Source organism: Bacillus sp. KICET-3 (assembly GCF_033261025.1).
Lineage (GTDB): Bacteria > Bacillota > Bacilli > Bacillales > Bacillaceae > Bacillus > Bacillus sonorensis.
In genome coordinates this window covers 3,440,973-3,456,709 of record NZ_CP137345.1, presented here as the reverse complement: position 1 = coordinate 3,456,709, position 15,737 = coordinate 3,440,973, and the positions used below count along the sequence as shown (strand labels likewise).

The window sequence follows — 15,737 nt, the reverse complement described above, 5'->3', positions numbered from 1 at the left end:
AGCACAAATGACTCTCAATAGCCGTCTTTTTATTTTAATATAGAGAGACGATCAATACAGGCATCTTGTTTTCTTAGATACGGGAGGCAAAATGCTTTTAAAATCTTTTAATGAAATGATGGGTTGAAAATCGATGAACTGGTTGGGACAATTACTAGGTAGCGAATGGGAGATTTCCCCCGCAGGAGGAGCTACAGGAGACGCATATTATGCAAAACATAATGGGCAGCAGCTTTTTTTGAAGCGGAACAGCTCTCCTTTTTTGGCTGTCCTGTCCGCGGAAGGAATTGTTCCTAAGCTCGTTTGGACAAAACGAATGGAAAATGGAGATGTGATTACGGCGCAGCACTGGCTGAGCGGCAGAGAGCTGAAGCCGAAGGACATGAACAGTCAGGCAGTGGCTGAAATGCTCCGGAAAATCCACACCTCCAAAGAGCTTTTAGATATGCTGAAACGATTAGGAAAACAGCCTTTTCAGCCAAGCTCTGTCATCACTCAATTAAAGCAATTTATCCAAGCCCGACAATATCCGATTCCGCAGCTGGATCAAGCGCTCTTTTACCTTGAACATCATCTTGGCGAGGTTCAATCAGGGGAAAAAGTCGTCTGCCACTGCGATGTCAATCATAATAATTGGCTTCTTACAGATCAGAATCAGCTTTATTTAATCGATTGGGATGGTCCGATGATTGCAGATCCTGCCATCGATCTCGGGCCTCTTCTTTACCATTACGTAGAGGAGCAGGAGTGGGAAAGCTGGTTTGAACGATACGGCGCCCCCTTAACGGACAACCTCAAGCAGCGAATGGCATGGTACGTATTGGCCGAGACGGCAATGACAATACTTAGGCAAAAGGCGAAACGAAATGATGAGGGCTTTAAGCAGGGGCTTGAACAGCTGCACACGCTGATGGAGCGCCTTGCCCGCCCTTTATGAAAAGGAATCAATTTCTTCCACCCATTGTGTGAGACGGTCCTGATGCGCCAATATGTGGTCGTTTATTGAAGAAGAAGCTCTCCCTCTTTGACTGTAGAGGTAAATGTCTTCAAGGACGCCTTTCAGATTTACATCGAGATTTGTGTTGGCCATCAGAGACTTGATGATCCGTTCCACCTGTTCGCATTCTGCGACGGTGCCTGAGCAGTCTGTTTGATGGTCAGAGAGAATGTCTTTTAATAGATCAATCTGATTTTCTTGATTTAATCCCATGGTAGTAGCACTTCCCTTCATTCGCATATATGGATTAAATTGTTCAGAAAGCTGGTTTTTATACATGAAGGACCAGGGGACGGCGCCCCGGTCCTTTTTCGTCTTTCTAAGAGGCCTTGCGGGGCGGCAAATTTCATGGTATGTTGTTAAACGATACAACAGATAGAGGTGTAAGGTACATGCGTATGCGTCACAAGCCTTGGGCGGATGATTACTTGGCTGAAAACTCTCATATTGTGATCAGCGATCCGTCCCAATATAAAGGGAAATGGCATTCCGTTTTTGGAAATGACAACCCGATTCATATCGAAGTAGGAACCGGAAAAGGCCAGTTTATTTCAGGAATGGCCCTGCAGCATCCGGATGTAAACTATATCGGCATTGAATTGTTCAAAAGCGTCATCGTCACGGCGGTTGATAAGGTAAAGCAGTCGGAGGCGCCGAATGTAAAGCTGCTGAACATCAATGCAGACATGCTTTCCGATGTATTTGCGGAAGGGGAAATCGAGCGGGTGTATTTGAATTTTTCCGACCCTTGGCCCAAAAAGCGCCATGAAAAACGCCGCCTGACCAATCATGCGTTTTTGCAAAAATATGAGCAGGTTTTGGGAGGCAAGGGGGCGATTCACTTTAAGACAGATAATCGCGGTTTATTTGAATATTCCCTGACAAGCTTTTCTGAATACGGACTCGTTTTGACGTTCGTCAGCCTTGATTTGCATCAGAGCGATTTTGAAGGAAACGTCATGACTGAATATGAAGAAAAATTCGCCGCCAAAGGCCAGCCGATCTACAGGGTTGAAGCCGAATGGAGGAATTAAAAAAACAGACAATCAAAAGGTCTGTTTTTTTTTGTTTTTATGAAGCTGATGCCGCTTCATTTTTTTGCTACGATAAGGTGGGAGGGATCATAATGGAAACTTTACACATCGGAAGCATAAAGCTGACGTGGTTAAACGGCGGTGTGACGCATATGGACGGAGGCGCCATGTTTGGCGTTGTCCCAAAGCCGCTGTGGTCAAAAAAATATCATGTGAATGAAAAAAATCAGATTGAACTTAGAACAGACCCTATTCTTGTGCAAAAAGACGGAGTCAATCTGCTGATCGATTCAGGAATCGGGCGCGGCAAACTGACGGACAAACAAAAAAGAAACTACGGTGTTACGGAAGAATCCGCGCTTGATGAGTCTTTAAAAACGCTTGGGCTGACGACCGGCGATATTGACGGCGTCCTCATGACCCATCTTCATTTCGACCATGCGTGCGGTTTGACGCATGATGACGGGGATAAACTCGCATCCGTATTTCCCAATGCCGTCATCTATACGTCTTCCATAGAATGGGAGGAAATGAAGAACCCGAATATCCGCTCAAAAAATACATACTGGAAGGAGAATTGGGAACCTGTTCAGCAGCAAGTGAAAACATTTGAACAAAAGCTTGAGGTGTTGCCCGGTATTACAATGCACCACACAGGCGGCCACAGCGACGGTCACTCTGTGATCATGCTGGAAGATTCGGGTGAAACGGCTCTTCATATGGCTGATATCATGCCGACGCATGCCCACCGGAATCCATTATGGGTGCTCGCTTATGACGATTATCCGATGACATCGATTTCCGCCAAACAGCAATGGCAGGCAAAAGCGGCCGAAACAAATGCATGGTACATTTTTTATCATGATGCATGCTACAGAGCATTAAAATGGGATGAAAACGGCGATATTGCGCTTTCAGTGAAAAGGGAAAGGAGGTAGCTTGCGCAAGCGGCCGGGCTTTTTCGTGAATGGTTTACCCGAATCTTATCCATGCTATAGGTATCAACACGTGAAAGGAAGACGACGGGTGAGCTACGAACATCTCAATGAACAAGTGATTGAAACCCATTTAAGAGGATTTGAGGTCCTATCAACCCCTTTGCTGAACAAAGGAGTGGCGTTTCCTTTGGAAGAAAGAAAAGCCCTCGGTTTAACCGGGCTTCTCCCGCCAAAAGTACTGACTCTGGAGGAGCAGGCAAAGCGGGCTTACAAGCAGTTTCTCTCACAGCCTGATGACTTAAGCAAAAATGTATATTTGACCGCTCTTCATGACCGAAATGAAGTACTTTTTTACAGGCTGCTGAATGATCATATGACAGAGATGCTGCCGATTGTCTATACGCCGACCGTTGGTACGGCGATCCAGCGGTACAGCCATGAATATAGAAAACCGCGCGGCTTGTTTTTGTCTGTCGATGATCCTGAAGGGATGAAAACGGCTTTTGAAAATTTGGCTGCGGAAAAAGACCAGATTGATTTGATCGTTGCTACTGATGCCGAGGGGATTCTCGGTATCGGAGACTGGGGAGTCGGAGGGATCGCCATCTCTATCGGGAAGCTTGCCGTGTACACGGCAGCAGCCGGAATCGATCCAAACAGAGTGCTTCCTGTCGTCATTGATGCGGGCACGAATCAGGAGCGGCTTCTGAATGATCCGCTTTATGTCGGAAACCAGCATTCGAGAATCAGGGGCGAACGCTATGATTCATTTATCGATCAGTACGTGGACATCGCGACAAAAACCTTCCCGGGTGTATTGCTGCACTGGGAGGATTTCGGAACGCAGAATGCCCGCCGGATTTTGAAAAAATATAAAGACAAGGTATGCACCTTTAATGATGATATACAAGGCACCGGAGCCGTAACGCTTGCCGCGGTGCTGGCGGCTGTGAAAATTTCAAAAATGCCGCTGAAAGAGCATAAAGTCGTCATATTTGGAGCGGGTACTGCCGGCATCGGCAACGCTGAACAAATCCGCGCCGCGCTGATCAAACAAGGGATATCGGAGGAAGAAGCGTACCGCCGTTTCTGGTGCGTCGACCGTAACGGTCTGCTGACGGACGATATGGCCGATTTGCAGGACATTCAAAAGCCGTATGCAAGGCCGGCTGATGAAGTGAAAGATTTTGCACGGAACGGGCCGGGAGAGTCGATTGATTTGGCAGAGGTTGTCAAGCAAGTTCAGCCTACGATTTTAATCGGTACCTCGACCGTTGCAGGCGCATTTACCGAAAAAATTGTCAAAGACATGGCGGCTCATGTCGAACGTCCGGCGATATTCCCAATGTCGAACCCTACGACATTATCAGAGGCAAAGCCGGAGGATTTAATCAAATGGACGGAAGGAAGAGCGCTCGTTGCCATAGGGAGTCCTTTTGAGCCGGTTTCCTATAATGGCACGGAATATGTGATCGGCCAGGCGAACAATGCGTTTGTCTTCCCGGGCCTCGGACTTGGAACACTCGTCTCAAAAGCGAGACTGATCACCGATAATATGTTTTTCGCAAGTGCTGAAGCGATTGCCAATATGGTTGACGTCGGCAAGCCGGGGGCAGCCCTGCTTCCTCAAGTTGAAGATTTGCGGACAGTGTCGGCGACCGTTGCGACCGCTGTCATTCAAGCAGCCGTCAAGGACGGGGTTGCCGAATCAGAGCCCGAAGACATCATCCAGGCGGTCCAGGATGCCATGTGGCACCCGGTTTATCGGCCGATCCGCGCTATATAAAAAAAGATGCGGCAGACATAAGCCGCATCTTTTTTCATTATGCCGCTGTGTCAATGACATCAACGATCATTCCGGTTTTTGCGTCAACCATGACTTCATATTGTTCAAGCTCTCCGAAAACCGACCGGGTGATCCCCGTTTTATAGACAGTGACGGTTTCGCCATTCACCGTATAAGGCTCTGGGACGGTATAGATCCAGGACCCGTCGATTGGTCCTCTCTGCTTAAAAGCCGATTTGACGATCCGCAGCGCTTTCTCTGATGAAATATAAGGCGTCATGACATACCGTTTGACAGCGACGGCTGCGGCGATGCCGATTCCGGCTCCGAGCAGAAAATGGCGCAATTTCATAATCTTTGGCACCTCCAAGGCTTCTTTTTTCCATTATACAGAACATGTCCTTTTCTGTTAAGGATTCGGTCTGCTGTGGAAACCTATTGCGCACTTATGTAAAATGTGATTGAGATACATATGAAAAGAGGGAAACAGATGAATCAGGAAACGAGAACGCTTTTTCAAACGCTGACCGAACTTCCAGGCGCCCCCGGCAATGAACATCTTGTCAGAGCTTTTATGAAAAAAGAACTTGCAAAATATGCCGACGAGGTCATACAAGACAGGCTTGGAAGCGTGTTTGGCGTGAGAAAGGGACGTGAAGGCAGCCCGAAAATCATGGTGGCCGGCCATATGGATGAAGTGGGATTTATGGTTACTTCCATCACCGACAATGGAATGCTCCGATTTCAAACGCTTGGTGGATGGTGGAGCCAGGTTCTTCTGGCCCAGCGTGTTGAAATTCATACGGAGAACGGACCGATTCCGGGCGTTATCGCCAGCACGCCGCCGCATCTTTTGACAGATGAACAGCGGAAGCGTCCGATGGACATCAAAAACATGATGATCGACATCGGTGCGGATGACCGCGAAGATGCCGAAAAAATCGGCGTCAGGCCGGGACAGCAGGTCGTACCGATCTGTCCGTTTACACCGATGGCGAATGAAAAGAAAATTATGGCGAAAGCGTGGGATAATCGCTATGGCTGCGGGCTGAGCATTGAATTGCTGAAAGAGCTGCACGGCACAGAGCTTCCGAATACGCTGTATTCCGGGGCGACCGTTCAGGAAGAAGTCGGCACAAGAGGCGCCCAGACGGCGGCAAACATGATTCAGCCCGATTTGTTTTTTGCGCTTGATGCCAGTCCGGCAAATGATGCAGGCGGAGACAAAAGCCAATTCGGTCAGCTCGGAAAAGGCGTCCTCTTGAGAATTTTTGACCGCACCATGGTGATGCACAGTGAAATGAGAAACTTTGTGCTGGATACAGCTGAATCGAATGACATTCCGTATCAATATTTTGTCTCGCCGGGCGGAACCGATGCGGGCCGCGTTCATATTTCAAACGAAGGAATCCCTTCAGCTGTGATCGGAATCTGTTCACGGTATATCCACACATCGGCCTCCATCATTCATGTTGACGATTACCTGGCCGCCAAAGAATTGATCATTAAATTGGTAAAAGCGTGCGACAGTTCCTTGGTGAAATCGATTATAGCAAATGACTGAACAAATCAGCGTGATTGAAAACCCTTGCAGTCTAGGAAGGCCGGGCATCGGAGCGGAGCGAATGTTGGAATTCGTGAGCACCGACGCGCAGGCCTGACAACGAATGCGGGGGTTTGTCGACACGCTGAAACCTGTGCACATGCACAGGTTTTTTTCTTAGCGGGTTATTCGCTTTCAAAGACGTATGACAGCGATTTAATCGCCTGGTTCACGGTTTCGACAGTGATATTGGCCTTGTTTGACAGCTCTTTCAGCGGATGATGCAGCGATTTCGGGCGGATAATGATCAGCGGTTTTCCCTTTGCAATGGCGTAAGAAGCATCCATGGCCGTGTTCCACTGCTTGTATTTTTCTCCGAAAAGGGCGATGACGATATCTGCTTTGTTCATCAAAACCTGGGTTCTGAAGTTGTTTACATCTGAGGCTGCATCATCTGTTGCGACCGGATCCGCCTGTTTGCCCAAAATTTCTTCTCCGATGTTGTCAGATCGTTCATGGTTTTCCATCGGTCCGACAAATGTGACAGGCAGTTTAAGGGATTTTGCTTTTTCTTTCACTTCTTCGCGCCAGTTACTATGTATTTCTCCGGCAAGATAAACGGTAAATTCCATGCGGATTCTTCCTTCCTTGTTTTGAGATTTGTGTACCTCATCGGATATTTTTACCCGTTCAGCTTCCATGTTAAACGACAATGGGTTGATAAAGCAAAAAAATTATGCTAATGATAGGAAGAAGGTTTCAAGCAGGCGTCATATCAGATTTTCCCCGCTGAAAAGGGGTATGATACATAAAAGAAAAGTCATCCTTGGTCAGCCCGGCGGCAAAAATCTGGCTATGCGGCCCGTTGTCTGGTATGATCCGAATGGATGATAAGAACATATAAACTGGAGGCGTTGATCATGAAAAAAATCGAATCAAATGAAGAACTTGCAAAAGCTGTAAATGATGATTTATCCCTGCTGATGTTTTCCGCCGACTGGTGCCCGGACTGCCGCTTTGTCGAACCGTTTTTGCCAGAGCTGGAAGCGAATTATCCCGAGTTTACATTCTACTATGTAGACCGCGACAAATTTATCGATACATGTGCTGAGTGGGATATTTTCGGGATTCCAAGTTTTCTCGTATTTAAAAGCGGAAAAGAAATCAGCCGTTTTGTCAGCAAAGACCGGAAAACGAAAGAGGAAATTGAACAATTTTTGACCGATTCTTTGAAAAAGTAGCAGAAAGGAAGTTCCCTCAATGAAAATGACGTCAAGGAAACTTTCCGATATCCTGAAAAAACGTTTGCAAAATGAAAGCTGGACCTTTTATTTTGACAGAGAAAAAGATACCTTGAGGATTGAAGACAAGGCCACTGAAAAAGGCATTACCCTCGAGCTTCCCGGAATCATCGCCAAATGGGAGCAAAAAAAAGACGAGGCTATTGACGAGGTCGTCTATTATACTGAAGAAGCGCTAAAGGCAATGAAGGGGCAGTCTCAAGAAATGGAAGGGCGGGAAAGCATGATTTATCCCGTTATCCGTTCGACGTCATTTCCTGAAAAGTCCAGTGCGGGAATTCCCCTGATTTTCGACGAGCATACAGCCGAGACGAGAATTTATTATGCTCTGGATCTCGGCAAATCCTACCGGCTGATCGACGAGAACATGCTTGAGAAAGAAGGGTGGACGAAGGAACGGATCAGGGAAACGTCCTCCTTCAATCTCCGTTCGCTCCGGACCGTTGTCAAGGAAGACGTTGTGGCTGATAACCGGTTTTATTTTTTCCGGGCAAACGACGGTTATGATGCCAGCCGTGTGTTAAACGAATCGATCCTTACGGAGTATGAAAAAAAAGCCCAAGGAGCCCTCGCGGTTTCTATCCCCCATCAGGATGTGCTGATCATTGCTGACATTCGCAACCAGGCAGGATATGATATTCTTGGGCAAATGTCGATGAGCTTTTTTGCAAACGGAACGGTACCGATCACGGCGCTTTCTTTTTTGTATGAGGAAGGAAAGCTTGAGCCGATTTTTATTCTGGCTCAAAACCGCCCAAAAAAGAAATGACAGAAAGGAATTTTTTGATGAACGCATTTTATAATTTAGAAGGAGTAGGCGATACGCTTCTCATCTCTCTCAACGATGTCCCGCGCGAGAATATTGATTTTGAACGTTTCGGCGATGTCGTGAAAATTTTCGATAAAGAAACAAAGGAAACATCAGGCTATAATATTTTTCATGCTTCATCTTATTTGAACGTGACGGAAAACGGACCGATCGCGCTTTCTGAAAGCTTTGTCCAGGATGTTAATGAAATTCTCGTCCGCAACGGATTGAAAGATCAGCTGACCGTTGATCTTTCTCCGAAATTTGTCGTCGGTTATATCGAAGAAAAAGAAAAGCACCCGAATGCCGACAAATTGAGCGTCTGCAAAGTCAATGTCGGTGACGAAACATTGCAAATCGTCTGCGGAGCCCCTAATGTTGATGCAGGGCAAAAAGTCGTCGTTGCCAAGGTCGGAGCCGTGATGCCAAGCGGCATCATCATCAAAGACGCCGAGCTTCGCGGAGTGGCGTCAAGCGGCATGATCTGCTCGGCAAAAGAATTGAACCTGCCGGACGCCCCTAAAGAAAAAGGGATCCTCGTCCTTGACGACAGCCGTGAAGCAGGAGAAGCCTTTACATTTTAGAACGGCATAAAATGAACCAAACTTTCGAATACATGTGAAAGAAGCCGCTGGGTCAAAAACTTGGCGGCTCTTTTATTCGGCGGACGGGATGGACCTTGTCCTTTTCTGGCGGATGAAGCAGTGGTATACTAAAAACCGTCCCCGAAAAATTTAAGGGAGTTAGAGAGTGATGATTCATGAGCTGGATTAATAAAATGTTCGGCCTGTTTTTAGGCGATGATGAACATAACGAAAAGAAAACGAAAAACATGTCAGAAGAGCCGCAATATGGGTCGTCTTTTGAAGAAAATGAAGAAATGCCGCAAATATCAGACGCAAAAGTCGTTTATGAATATCCAAAGGGAAAATTCCGCTTTCCGGTGATTCCTGATCAAAAGGTGCAGCAAAGGGAAAACAGCAGGGAACGCCAGCAAAGGAACCGCCAATCCTACAGCAATCCTTCAGTCCGGCAGCGTCCTTCCGATTTTTCAAGAAAGGAAACCGAAAAACCGGCAAAAAGGCCGTTTAAACCGTCTGTCATTCCTTCGCCAGTTTACGGCTTCCACGAACAAAAAAGGGTCAAGCCAAATGATTTGCAGAAAAACAAAACAAGCAATAAACAAAAAGAACAGCGCGTGACGCTTTTCACAGAGGAAATTGAAAAGGAGCAGCGCTTTTTTGAAGAAAGACAGCCATTCCCGCTTCCAGAAGCCGAAGCTGTGAAAACGCCCGCAAAAATGACACAAAACAGCGATCAAATTCCTGTGCATGAAGCTGTACAAACGTTAGAACCCGAATCCCTGGCTGTCGGCGAATCAGCAAGCGAAGCGCCGCTGGCGGAAACACATGAAGAACAAAACGGTCCAGAGGAAAAAGAGGCGCCGGCGGAACAGTCGCAGGCCTATGAAGCTGTACAGGAATCCGCAGAACCCGAATCCCTGGCTGTCGGCGAATCAGCAAGCGAAGCGCCGCTGGCGGAAACACATGAAGAACAAAAAGGTCCAGAGGAAAAAGAAGCGCCGGCGGAACAGTCGCAGGCCCATGAAGCTGTACAGGAATCCGCAGAACCCGAATCCCTGGCTGTCGGCGAATCAGCAAGCGAAGCGCCGTTGGCGGAAACACATGAAGAACAAAAAGGTCCAGAGGAAAAAGAAGCGCCGGCGGAACAGTCGCAGGCCTATGAAGCTGTACAGGAATCCGCAGAACCCGAATCCCTGGCTGTCGGCGAATCAGCAAGCGAAGCGCCGCTGGCGGAAACACATGAAGAACAAAACGGTCCAGAGGAAAAAGAAGCGCCGGCGGAACAGTCGCAGGCCCATGAAACTGTACAAGAGCCCGCAGACAGCGGCAAAGAACAAAGCTTTTTTGAAGAGAAAGAGACAGCAGCATTTGAGTCTCTGCCGCATAAAAGCACGCAAGAGGAACCTTTGATAGCATCAATCAGTACCCCTGATGAACCAAAGATGCCGTATGAACAGGAGGCTGTTCTTGAGAACGAAGCGATTTCAGAAGCTGATGTTCAACATGAAGACGATTCTGACAAGGACGCGGCAGCCGGCGAAGCGCCGGAACGGGCAGAAACAAATGCAGATGAGCCGGAGTTGTTTGCGAAAGAAAGAGCAGAGGACGCCGGACAGGAAGCTGATGAAAATCAAAAGCAGCGGTTCTTTTCTGATTCGAAGACGGGCCGTGAAAAGAACGGATCTTCCGCCGAATCAAAACCGCAGCGCGGATCTTCCGCCGTACCGTTTAATGTCATGATGCTGGCTTCTGACAAACAAAAAGGAACACCTTCAAACGCTTCCGGCGGGTATGAGTTCCCCAACTTGGCGCTCCTAGATGTTCCTCCCGCCCAAAAACAGGGCGATCAAGCATGGGTAAACGAGCAGCGGGAGCTTTTGGATGTGACGCTTGAAAACTTTAATGTCAAAGCACATGTCGTCCATGTCACACAAGGTCCTTCGGTGACTAGATTTGAAGTGCATCCGGAGCCGGGAGTGAAAGTCAATAAAATTACGAATCTTTCAGATGATATCAAACTCAGCTTATCGGCAAAAGACATTCGCATTGAAGCGCCGATACCCGGAAAAAACACAATCGGCATCGAAGTGCCGAACCTACATAGCAAGATGGTGTACTTGCGTGAAATGATCAGGAGCCCGGAATTTAGAACGAATCCGTCTCCTTTAACAGCAGCTCTCGGGCTCGACATTTCCGGAAAACCCGTCGTGGCCGATCTGAAAAAAATGCCTCATGGTTTAATTGCGGGCGCCACAGGGTCCGGAAAAAGCGTATGTCTCAACACGATTTTAGTGAGCCTGCTGTTTAAAGCGGCCCCTTCAGAGGTGAAGCTGCTGCTCATTGATCCTAAAATGGTGGAACTTGCGCCTTATAATGAAATTCCGCATCTTGTCAGCCCGGTTATTACGGATGCCAAAGCGGCAACGGCGGCATTGAAATGGGTTGTAGAAGAAATGGAGCGGCGCTATGAATTGTTCGCCCATTCCGGAGTTCGCGGCATCGAGAGATTCAATGAAAAGGTTTATGAAGAGAAAATGGGTGAAAAACTGCCATACCTTGTCGTCGTCATCGATGAGCTGGCCGATCTCATGATGGTCGCTCCAAATGAAGTCGAAGAAAGCATTTGCCGAATCGCTCAAAAAGCGAGAGCGTGCGGCATTCACCTGCTGATTGCGACACAGCGTCCTTCGGTCGATGTCATTACCGGCTTGATCAAAGCGAATATCCCGACCAGAATCGCATTTTCCGTTTCAAGCGGCGTCGATTCCAGAACGATTATCGACATGGCCGGGGCGGAAAAGCTGCTTGGAAAAGGGGATATGCTCTTTTTGGAGAATGGATCAGGCAAACCGGTGCGCCTTCAGGGCAACTTTGTATCAGATCAAGAAATCGACCGGGTCGTCTCTCACGTCAGAAAGCAGCAGAAACCGTCTTATTTATTTGAGCAGGAAGAATTGATCAGACAGAATCCGGCTGGCTTTGATCATGACGAACTGTTTCTGGAGGCGTGTGAATTTGCCGTTGAGCAAAACAGCGCCAGCACGTCAAGCCTGCAGAGACGGTTCCGCATCGGCTACAACAGAGCTGCCAGATTAATCGATATGATGGAGAGAGAAGGCATGATATCGGAAGCAAAAGGAAGCAAGCCGAGAGAAGTGCTGATCACACGCGCCGATTTGGAACAGCTGATAGAAAGTAGTTCACTTTTCAGCTAAACATGGTATGATAGCAGATGGGTGCGTTTTTCCCGTTTTTTATGCGCGCCGCAAATTAAAGCGCCGTCAGCGGCGTTTTCAATTATTTTTTTAGATGTTTATTGAAGGGTGCAGAAAATCCTTCATTTAAGGTTTAATCAAACTTAAAAATGTCTGATACTAAAATATCGAGCTGATGCTCAAACAATGAGAAGAAAATGGATGCGGCCGTGCTTTAGGTTGCAAATTGAAATAAGCGTCATATACTGGGAAGCAGATAGACGTTTGTTGGAGGTACAATTATGACTGTTTATCATTTTGTCGGAATAAAGGGGACAGGTATGAGTCCTCTTGCCCAAATTCTCCATGATAATGGATATACTGTCCAAGGATCGGATATCGAAAAGTATATTTTTACACAGAATGCGTTAGAAGAAAGAAACATTCCCATTTACCCTTTTGATCCCGACAACATTAAGCCGGGAATGACCGTTATTGCGGGGAACGCCTTTGCCGATACACATCCGGAAATTGAAAAAGCCCATGCAGAAGGGCTTCCTGTTGTCCGGTATCATAAATTTCTCGGTGACTATCTGAAAAAGTTCACAAGCATCGCTGTAACCGGTGCGCACGGAAAAACATCAACGACAGGACTGCTTTCACATGTCATTCAAAAAGCAAAGCCGACATCTTATTTAATCGGAGACGGCACAGGAAAAGGCAGCACAAACAGCGAATATTTTGTGCTTGAAGCTTGTGAGTACCGCAGGCATTTTCTCAGCTATCAACCGGATTATGCAATCATGACAAATATCGATTTTGACCATCCTGACTATTTTGCAAATATCGATGATGTGTTCGATGCCTTCCAAACGATGGCCCTCCAGGTGAATAAAGGGATCATCGCGTGCGGAGATGATGAATACTTGATGAAGATTCACGCCAACGTTCCTGTCGTATACTACGGCTTTGCGGAGGAAAACGATTTTCAGGCGAGAAATGTCATCAAAAATACGGAAGGCACCACCTTCGATGTTTTTGTCAGAAATACATTCTATGACACGTTCTATATACCTGCTTACGGAAGCCATAACGTCCTGAACGCTTTGGCCGTTATTGCGCTTTGCCATTATGAGCAGGTGGATGTCGATATTATTAAAGAAGGGCTGAAAACATTCCGGGGCGTAAAGCGGAGATTTAATGAAAAAATTGTCGGCAATCAAGTACTGATTGATGACTATGCCCATCATCCGACTGAAATCAAGGTAACGATTGAAGCGGCAAGGCAGAAGTACCCGGACCGGGAGATCGTTGCGGTGTTTCAGCCGCACACGTTTACGCGGACGCAGTCTTTCCTGAATGAATTTGCGGAAAGTCTGAAAAAAGCCGATTATATTTATCTTTGCGACATCTTCGGTTCAGCCCGCGAAAACGCAGGAAAGCTGACAATCGGCGATCTGCAGGAAAAAATCGGCGAGGCGAAGCTTATCGATGAACATGACACATCCGTTTTAAAGAAGCATGAAAACGGAGTTCTGATTTTCATGGGAGCCGGAGACATTCAAAAATATTTAAGAGCATATGAAAATGTATTAGCATAGCATAAAAAAGGCAGTGTGAGTCCAATCCGCTGCTTTTTTGTACATATAAGGCGGGCATTCGGCGAAAGGAATTCATTTGTCCGCGTAGAAAAAATATATAGGAATGAGGTTTACAATTCTGCCTATTGGGTAAACAGATCATTGTAAGCCCGAATGTAAGGAGGATTAGATGATTATTATTCTTTATTTAAGCGCTGCACTCATTGCTGTTGCTTTTCTTATTTTAGTAATCTACTTATCAAAAACGTTAAAATCGCTTCAAATGACGCTTACGAACGTGGCATCGACATTAGAGGGGCTTGAAGGCCAGATGAAAAGCGTGACCGCTGAAACGGCGGAGCTCCTTCATAAGACAAATCGTCTGGCGGATGACATTCAGGAAAAATCGCTGAAGCTGAACACGGTGGTAGATGCGGTTCAGGAGGTCGGAACATCAGTCCGGCAATTTAACGCTTCGATTCAGCAGGTGTCTGACTCTGTTACGTCAGCAGCGGAACAAAACCGGGAAAAAATTTCTCAAGTTGTGAGCTGGAGCAATGCAGCTTTGGAAATTTGGAATAAATGGAAGAGAAAGAAGATGGAGGAGGAATAAAAAATGAGCAAAGAAGGAATGAATACTAAAGATTTTCTCATCGGCACATTCGTAGGCGGAATCATCGGAGCAGCGGCGGCATTGCTTATGGCGCCGAAATCAGGCAAGGAGCTTCGCAACGACCTTGGCAATCAGGCCGCTGTGATCAAGGATAAAACCGGAAGGCTGACGAACGAAGCGAAGGAAAAAGGCGCAGAATATGTCAGCATTGCAAAAGACAAAACATCTTCCATTTCACAGCGTGTAGCCGATCAATCAGCACAGCTCATGGATAAAGTCAGGGATTTGCGGAGCCAGGGAGCTGAAAAGGCTGATGAAGTGAAGAAAGATGCTGCTGCTGCTATTGAGGAGGAGGCAGAGGAAACAAAAGCTGAAGGAAAAGAACAAGAAACAGCCCAGTAATTGAACGCGGAAAGGGAGATCCATCATGCCAAAGCAGCTCATTCAAACAGAGGATGAATTTAACCAGCTGGACCACGACGGAACATTCGTCTTTTTTAAGCACAGTGTGACATGCCCGATCAGCGGGCGCGCTTTCGAGGAATTTGAAACCTTCGTCAAACAGTATGAAGACATTCCGGCCTATTATTTACAGGTGCAGGAAAGCCGCCCGTTGTCAAACTATATTGCCGAGCAGTACGGCATCAAGCACGAAAGTCCCCAAGCCATCATTTTTAAAAACGGGAAAGTAAAATGGCACGCTTCCCATTCACAGATTACCGCCCAGTCTCTTGCAGAAAACAGCAAATAAATTTGGAAAATCATAAAAAAGACCAATTCGTACATCGATTTGGTCTTTTTTTGCTGATTCTAAGGCTTTTGCCTCTTGGAAATGCCTTTTTGCGAAAAGGCATCGTTTCGAACCGTGGTAATGCGATATAATAAAGCCAGCGGGAGGTGACATGATGAACAGCGAATTAAAGGACATGCTTCAATCCGTATTAAAGGAAGAAATCAATCCGATCAATCAGCGCCTTGACGGACTAGATCAGCGCCTTGACGGACTAGACCAACGCCTTGACGGACTAGACCAACGCCTTGACGGACTAGATCAGCGCCTTGACGGGATGGATCAACGCCTTGACAGCATTGAACATGATATGAAAGAAATGAAAAAGGGACAGGAACAGCTTCAGAAGAATGTCATTGAAAGCATCGGCCAATATACAGATAAAATCATCGACTATGTTGACGACAAGACTGATGCTTTAAACCAAAGGTTTTATGCCGCGGAAACCGAAATACAGCGTCTAAAGAGAAAATCAAGCTGAAGAATCAAATCATGATTGATTCTTTTTTTTTATGCTAAAATCATCCTTTCTTCTTTAAAAAATACAGGCTAAAAGCATACACGGCACT

Annotated in this window: 17 protein-coding genes; 14 read left to right on the top strand and 3 right to left on the bottom strand. The window is 46.7% G+C overall.

What is annotated here, in order from left to right; all coding sequences use genetic code 11:
• Positions 1 to 133 precede the first annotated feature (133 nt).
• Entirely contained in the window at positions 134 to 937 is an 804-nt protein-coding gene (locus tag R5H20_RS17605; protein WP_006636151.1) for a phosphotransferase family protein, read from the top strand.
• Here the strand turns inward: R5H20_RS17605 and R5H20_RS17600 are convergent.
• Complete coding sequence (locus tag R5H20_RS17600; protein WP_006636152.1) at positions 932 to 1,210, bottom strand: YtzH-like family protein; 279 nt, start codon at positions 1,208 to 1,210, stop codon at positions 932 to 934. The two genes, R5H20_RS17605 and R5H20_RS17600, sit on opposite strands and share 6 nt — an antisense overlap.
• A 179-nt stretch (positions 1,211 to 1,389) precedes the next feature.
• Between R5H20_RS17600 and trmB the strand changes: the two genes are divergently transcribed.
• From trmB to R5H20_RS17585, 3 genes are all read left to right on the top strand, one after another.
• Positions 1,390 to 2,031 carry a tRNA (guanosine(46)-N7)-methyltransferase TrmB gene (gene trmB, locus R5H20_RS17595; RefSeq protein ID WP_006636153.1) on the top strand — a complete coding sequence of 214 codons (642 nt, stop codon included), beginning with the start codon at positions 1,390 to 1,392 and terminating at the stop codon, positions 2,029 to 2,031.
• A gap of 92 nt (positions 2,032 to 2,123) precedes the next feature.
• The gene (locus R5H20_RS17590) at positions 2,124 to 2,969 is read left to right on the top strand and encodes a YtnP family quorum-quenching lactonase (RefSeq protein ID WP_006636154.1); all 846 of its coding nucleotides are present in this window, start codon (positions 2,124 to 2,126) and stop codon (positions 2,967 to 2,969) included.
• An 88-nt stretch (positions 2,970 to 3,057) separates the two neighbouring features.
• Positions 3,058 to 4,755 (top strand): NAD-dependent malic enzyme, encoded by a 1,698-nt coding sequence (locus R5H20_RS17585; protein ID WP_006636155.1) that lies wholly within the window; start codon positions 3,058 to 3,060, stop codon positions 4,753 to 4,755.
• Between the two features lie 37 nt (positions 4,756 to 4,792).
• Here R5H20_RS17585 and R5H20_RS17580 read toward each other — a convergent pair whose 3' ends face one another.
• Positions 4,793 to 5,107, bottom strand: coding sequence for a PepSY domain-containing protein (locus R5H20_RS17580; RefSeq protein ID WP_006636157.1), 315 nt, complete (start codon positions 5,105 to 5,107; stop codon positions 4,793 to 4,795).
• A gap of 138 nt (positions 5,108 to 5,245) precedes the next feature.
• Between R5H20_RS17580 and R5H20_RS17575 the strand changes: the two genes are divergently transcribed.
• The gene (locus R5H20_RS17575) at positions 5,246 to 6,319 is read left to right on the top strand and encodes a M42 family metallopeptidase (protein ID WP_006636158.1); all 1,074 of its coding nucleotides are present in this window, start codon (positions 5,246 to 5,248) and stop codon (positions 6,317 to 6,319) included.
• A gap of 164 nt (positions 6,320 to 6,483) precedes the next feature.
• Here the strand turns inward: R5H20_RS17575 and R5H20_RS17570 are convergent, their stop codons facing one another.
• Positions 6,484 to 6,930, bottom strand: a complete 447-nt coding sequence (locus R5H20_RS17570) for a YtoQ family protein (protein WP_006636159.1) — start codon at positions 6,928 to 6,930, stop codon at positions 6,484 to 6,486.
• Positions 6,931 to 7,218: 288 nt separating this feature from the next.
• On the opposite strand from R5H20_RS17570, the gene R5H20_RS17565 reads away from it, so the two are divergent.
• The 9 genes from R5H20_RS17565 (at position 7,219) to R5H20_RS17525 (ending at position 15,649) form a co-directional block, all read left to right on the top strand.
• Complete coding sequence (locus R5H20_RS17565; protein ID WP_006636160.1) at positions 7,219 to 7,539, top strand: thioredoxin family protein; 321 nt, start codon at positions 7,219 to 7,221, stop codon at positions 7,537 to 7,539.
• 19 nt (positions 7,540 to 7,558) lie between these two features.
• Positions 7,559 to 8,368, top strand: a complete 810-nt coding sequence (locus R5H20_RS17560) for a DUF1444 domain-containing protein (RefSeq protein WP_029419178.1) — start codon at positions 7,559 to 7,561, stop codon at positions 8,366 to 8,368.
• Between the two features lie 17 nt (positions 8,369 to 8,385).
• On the top strand, positions 8,386 to 8,991 hold the full coding sequence (ytpR, locus tag R5H20_RS17555) for a YtpR family tRNA-binding protein (RefSeq protein ID WP_006636162.1): 606 nt from the start codon (positions 8,386 to 8,388) through the stop codon (positions 8,989 to 8,991).
• A gap of 176 nt (positions 8,992 to 9,167) precedes the next feature.
• A complete protein-coding gene (locus tag R5H20_RS17550) occupies positions 9,168 to 12,206 on the top strand; it encodes a DNA translocase FtsK (protein WP_088272774.1) in 3,039 nt (1,012 codons plus the stop codon).
• Between the two features lie 281 nt (positions 12,207 to 12,487).
• Positions 12,488 to 13,786 (top strand): UDP-N-acetylmuramate--L-alanine ligase, encoded by a 1,299-nt coding sequence (gene murC, locus R5H20_RS17545; protein ID WP_006638030.1) that lies wholly within the window; start codon positions 12,488 to 12,490, stop codon positions 13,784 to 13,786.
• A gap of 169 nt (positions 13,787 to 13,955) precedes the next feature.
• Positions 13,956 to 14,378, top strand: coding sequence for a DUF948 domain-containing protein (locus R5H20_RS17540; RefSeq protein WP_006638029.1), 423 nt, complete (start codon positions 13,956 to 13,958; stop codon positions 14,376 to 14,378).
• 3 nt (positions 14,379 to 14,381) lie between these two features.
• On the top strand, positions 14,382 to 14,780 hold the full coding sequence (locus R5H20_RS17535; protein WP_006638028.1) for a YtxH domain-containing protein: 399 nt from the start codon (positions 14,382 to 14,384) through the stop codon (positions 14,778 to 14,780).
• Between the two features lie 25 nt (positions 14,781 to 14,805).
• Positions 14,806 to 15,129, top strand: coding sequence for a bacillithiol system redox-active protein YtxJ (gene ytxJ, locus R5H20_RS17530; protein WP_006638027.1), 324 nt, complete (start codon positions 14,806 to 14,808; stop codon positions 15,127 to 15,129).
• Between the two features lie 151 nt (positions 15,130 to 15,280).
• Positions 15,281 to 15,649 (top strand): hemolysin XhlA family protein, encoded by a 369-nt coding sequence (locus R5H20_RS17525; RefSeq protein WP_254726425.1) that lies wholly within the window; start codon positions 15,281 to 15,283, stop codon positions 15,647 to 15,649.
• The last annotated feature ends 88 nt before the right edge of the window (positions 15,650 to 15,737 follow it).

What these genes read in the sequence shown, in the direction of transcription:
- R5H20_RS17605 (WP_006636151.1), top strand. Translation starts at nt 134, where the DNA reads ATGAACTGGTTGGGACAATTACTAGGTAGCGAATGGGAGATTTCCCCC.
- R5H20_RS17600 (WP_006636152.1), bottom strand. Translation starts at nt 1,210, where the DNA reads ATGGGATTAAATCAAGAAAATCAGATTGATCTATTAAAAGACATTCTC.
- trmB (WP_006636153.1), top strand. Translation starts at nt 1,390, where the DNA reads ATGCGTATGCGTCACAAGCCTTGGGCGGATGATTACTTGGCTGAAAAC.
- R5H20_RS17590 (WP_006636154.1), top strand. Translation starts at nt 2,124, where the DNA reads ATGGAAACTTTACACATCGGAAGCATAAAGCTGACGTGGTTAAACGGC.
- R5H20_RS17580 (WP_006636157.1), bottom strand. Translation starts at nt 5,107, where the DNA reads ATGAAATTGCGCCATTTTCTGCTCGGAGCCGGAATCGGCATCGCCGCA.
- R5H20_RS17575 (WP_006636158.1), top strand. Translation starts at nt 5,246, where the DNA reads ATGAATCAGGAAACGAGAACGCTTTTTCAAACGCTGACCGAACTTCCA.
- R5H20_RS17570 (WP_006636159.1), bottom strand. Translation starts at nt 6,930, where the DNA reads ATGGAATTTACCGTTTATCTTGCCGGAGAAATACATAGTAACTGGCGC.
- R5H20_RS17565 (WP_006636160.1), top strand. Translation starts at nt 7,219, where the DNA reads ATGAAAAAAATCGAATCAAATGAAGAACTTGCAAAAGCTGTAAATGAT.
- R5H20_RS17560 (WP_029419178.1), top strand. Translation starts at nt 7,559, where the DNA reads ATGAAAATGACGTCAAGGAAACTTTCCGATATCCTGAAAAAACGTTTG.
- ytpR (WP_006636162.1), top strand. Translation starts at nt 8,386, where the DNA reads ATGAACGCATTTTATAATTTAGAAGGAGTAGGCGATACGCTTCTCATC.
- R5H20_RS17550 (WP_088272774.1), top strand. Translation starts at nt 9,168, where the DNA reads ATGAGCTGGATTAATAAAATGTTCGGCCTGTTTTTAGGCGATGATGAA.
- murC (WP_006638030.1), top strand. Translation starts at nt 12,488, where the DNA reads ATGACTGTTTATCATTTTGTCGGAATAAAGGGGACAGGTATGAGTCCT.
- R5H20_RS17540 (WP_006638029.1), top strand. Translation starts at nt 13,956, where the DNA reads ATGATTATTATTCTTTATTTAAGCGCTGCACTCATTGCTGTTGCTTTT.
- R5H20_RS17535 (WP_006638028.1), top strand. Translation starts at nt 14,382, where the DNA reads ATGAGCAAAGAAGGAATGAATACTAAAGATTTTCTCATCGGCACATTC.
- ytxJ (WP_006638027.1), top strand. Translation starts at nt 14,806, where the DNA reads ATGCCAAAGCAGCTCATTCAAACAGAGGATGAATTTAACCAGCTGGAC.
- R5H20_RS17525 (WP_254726425.1), top strand. Translation starts at nt 15,281, where the DNA reads ATGATGAACAGCGAATTAAAGGACATGCTTCAATCCGTATTAAAGGAA.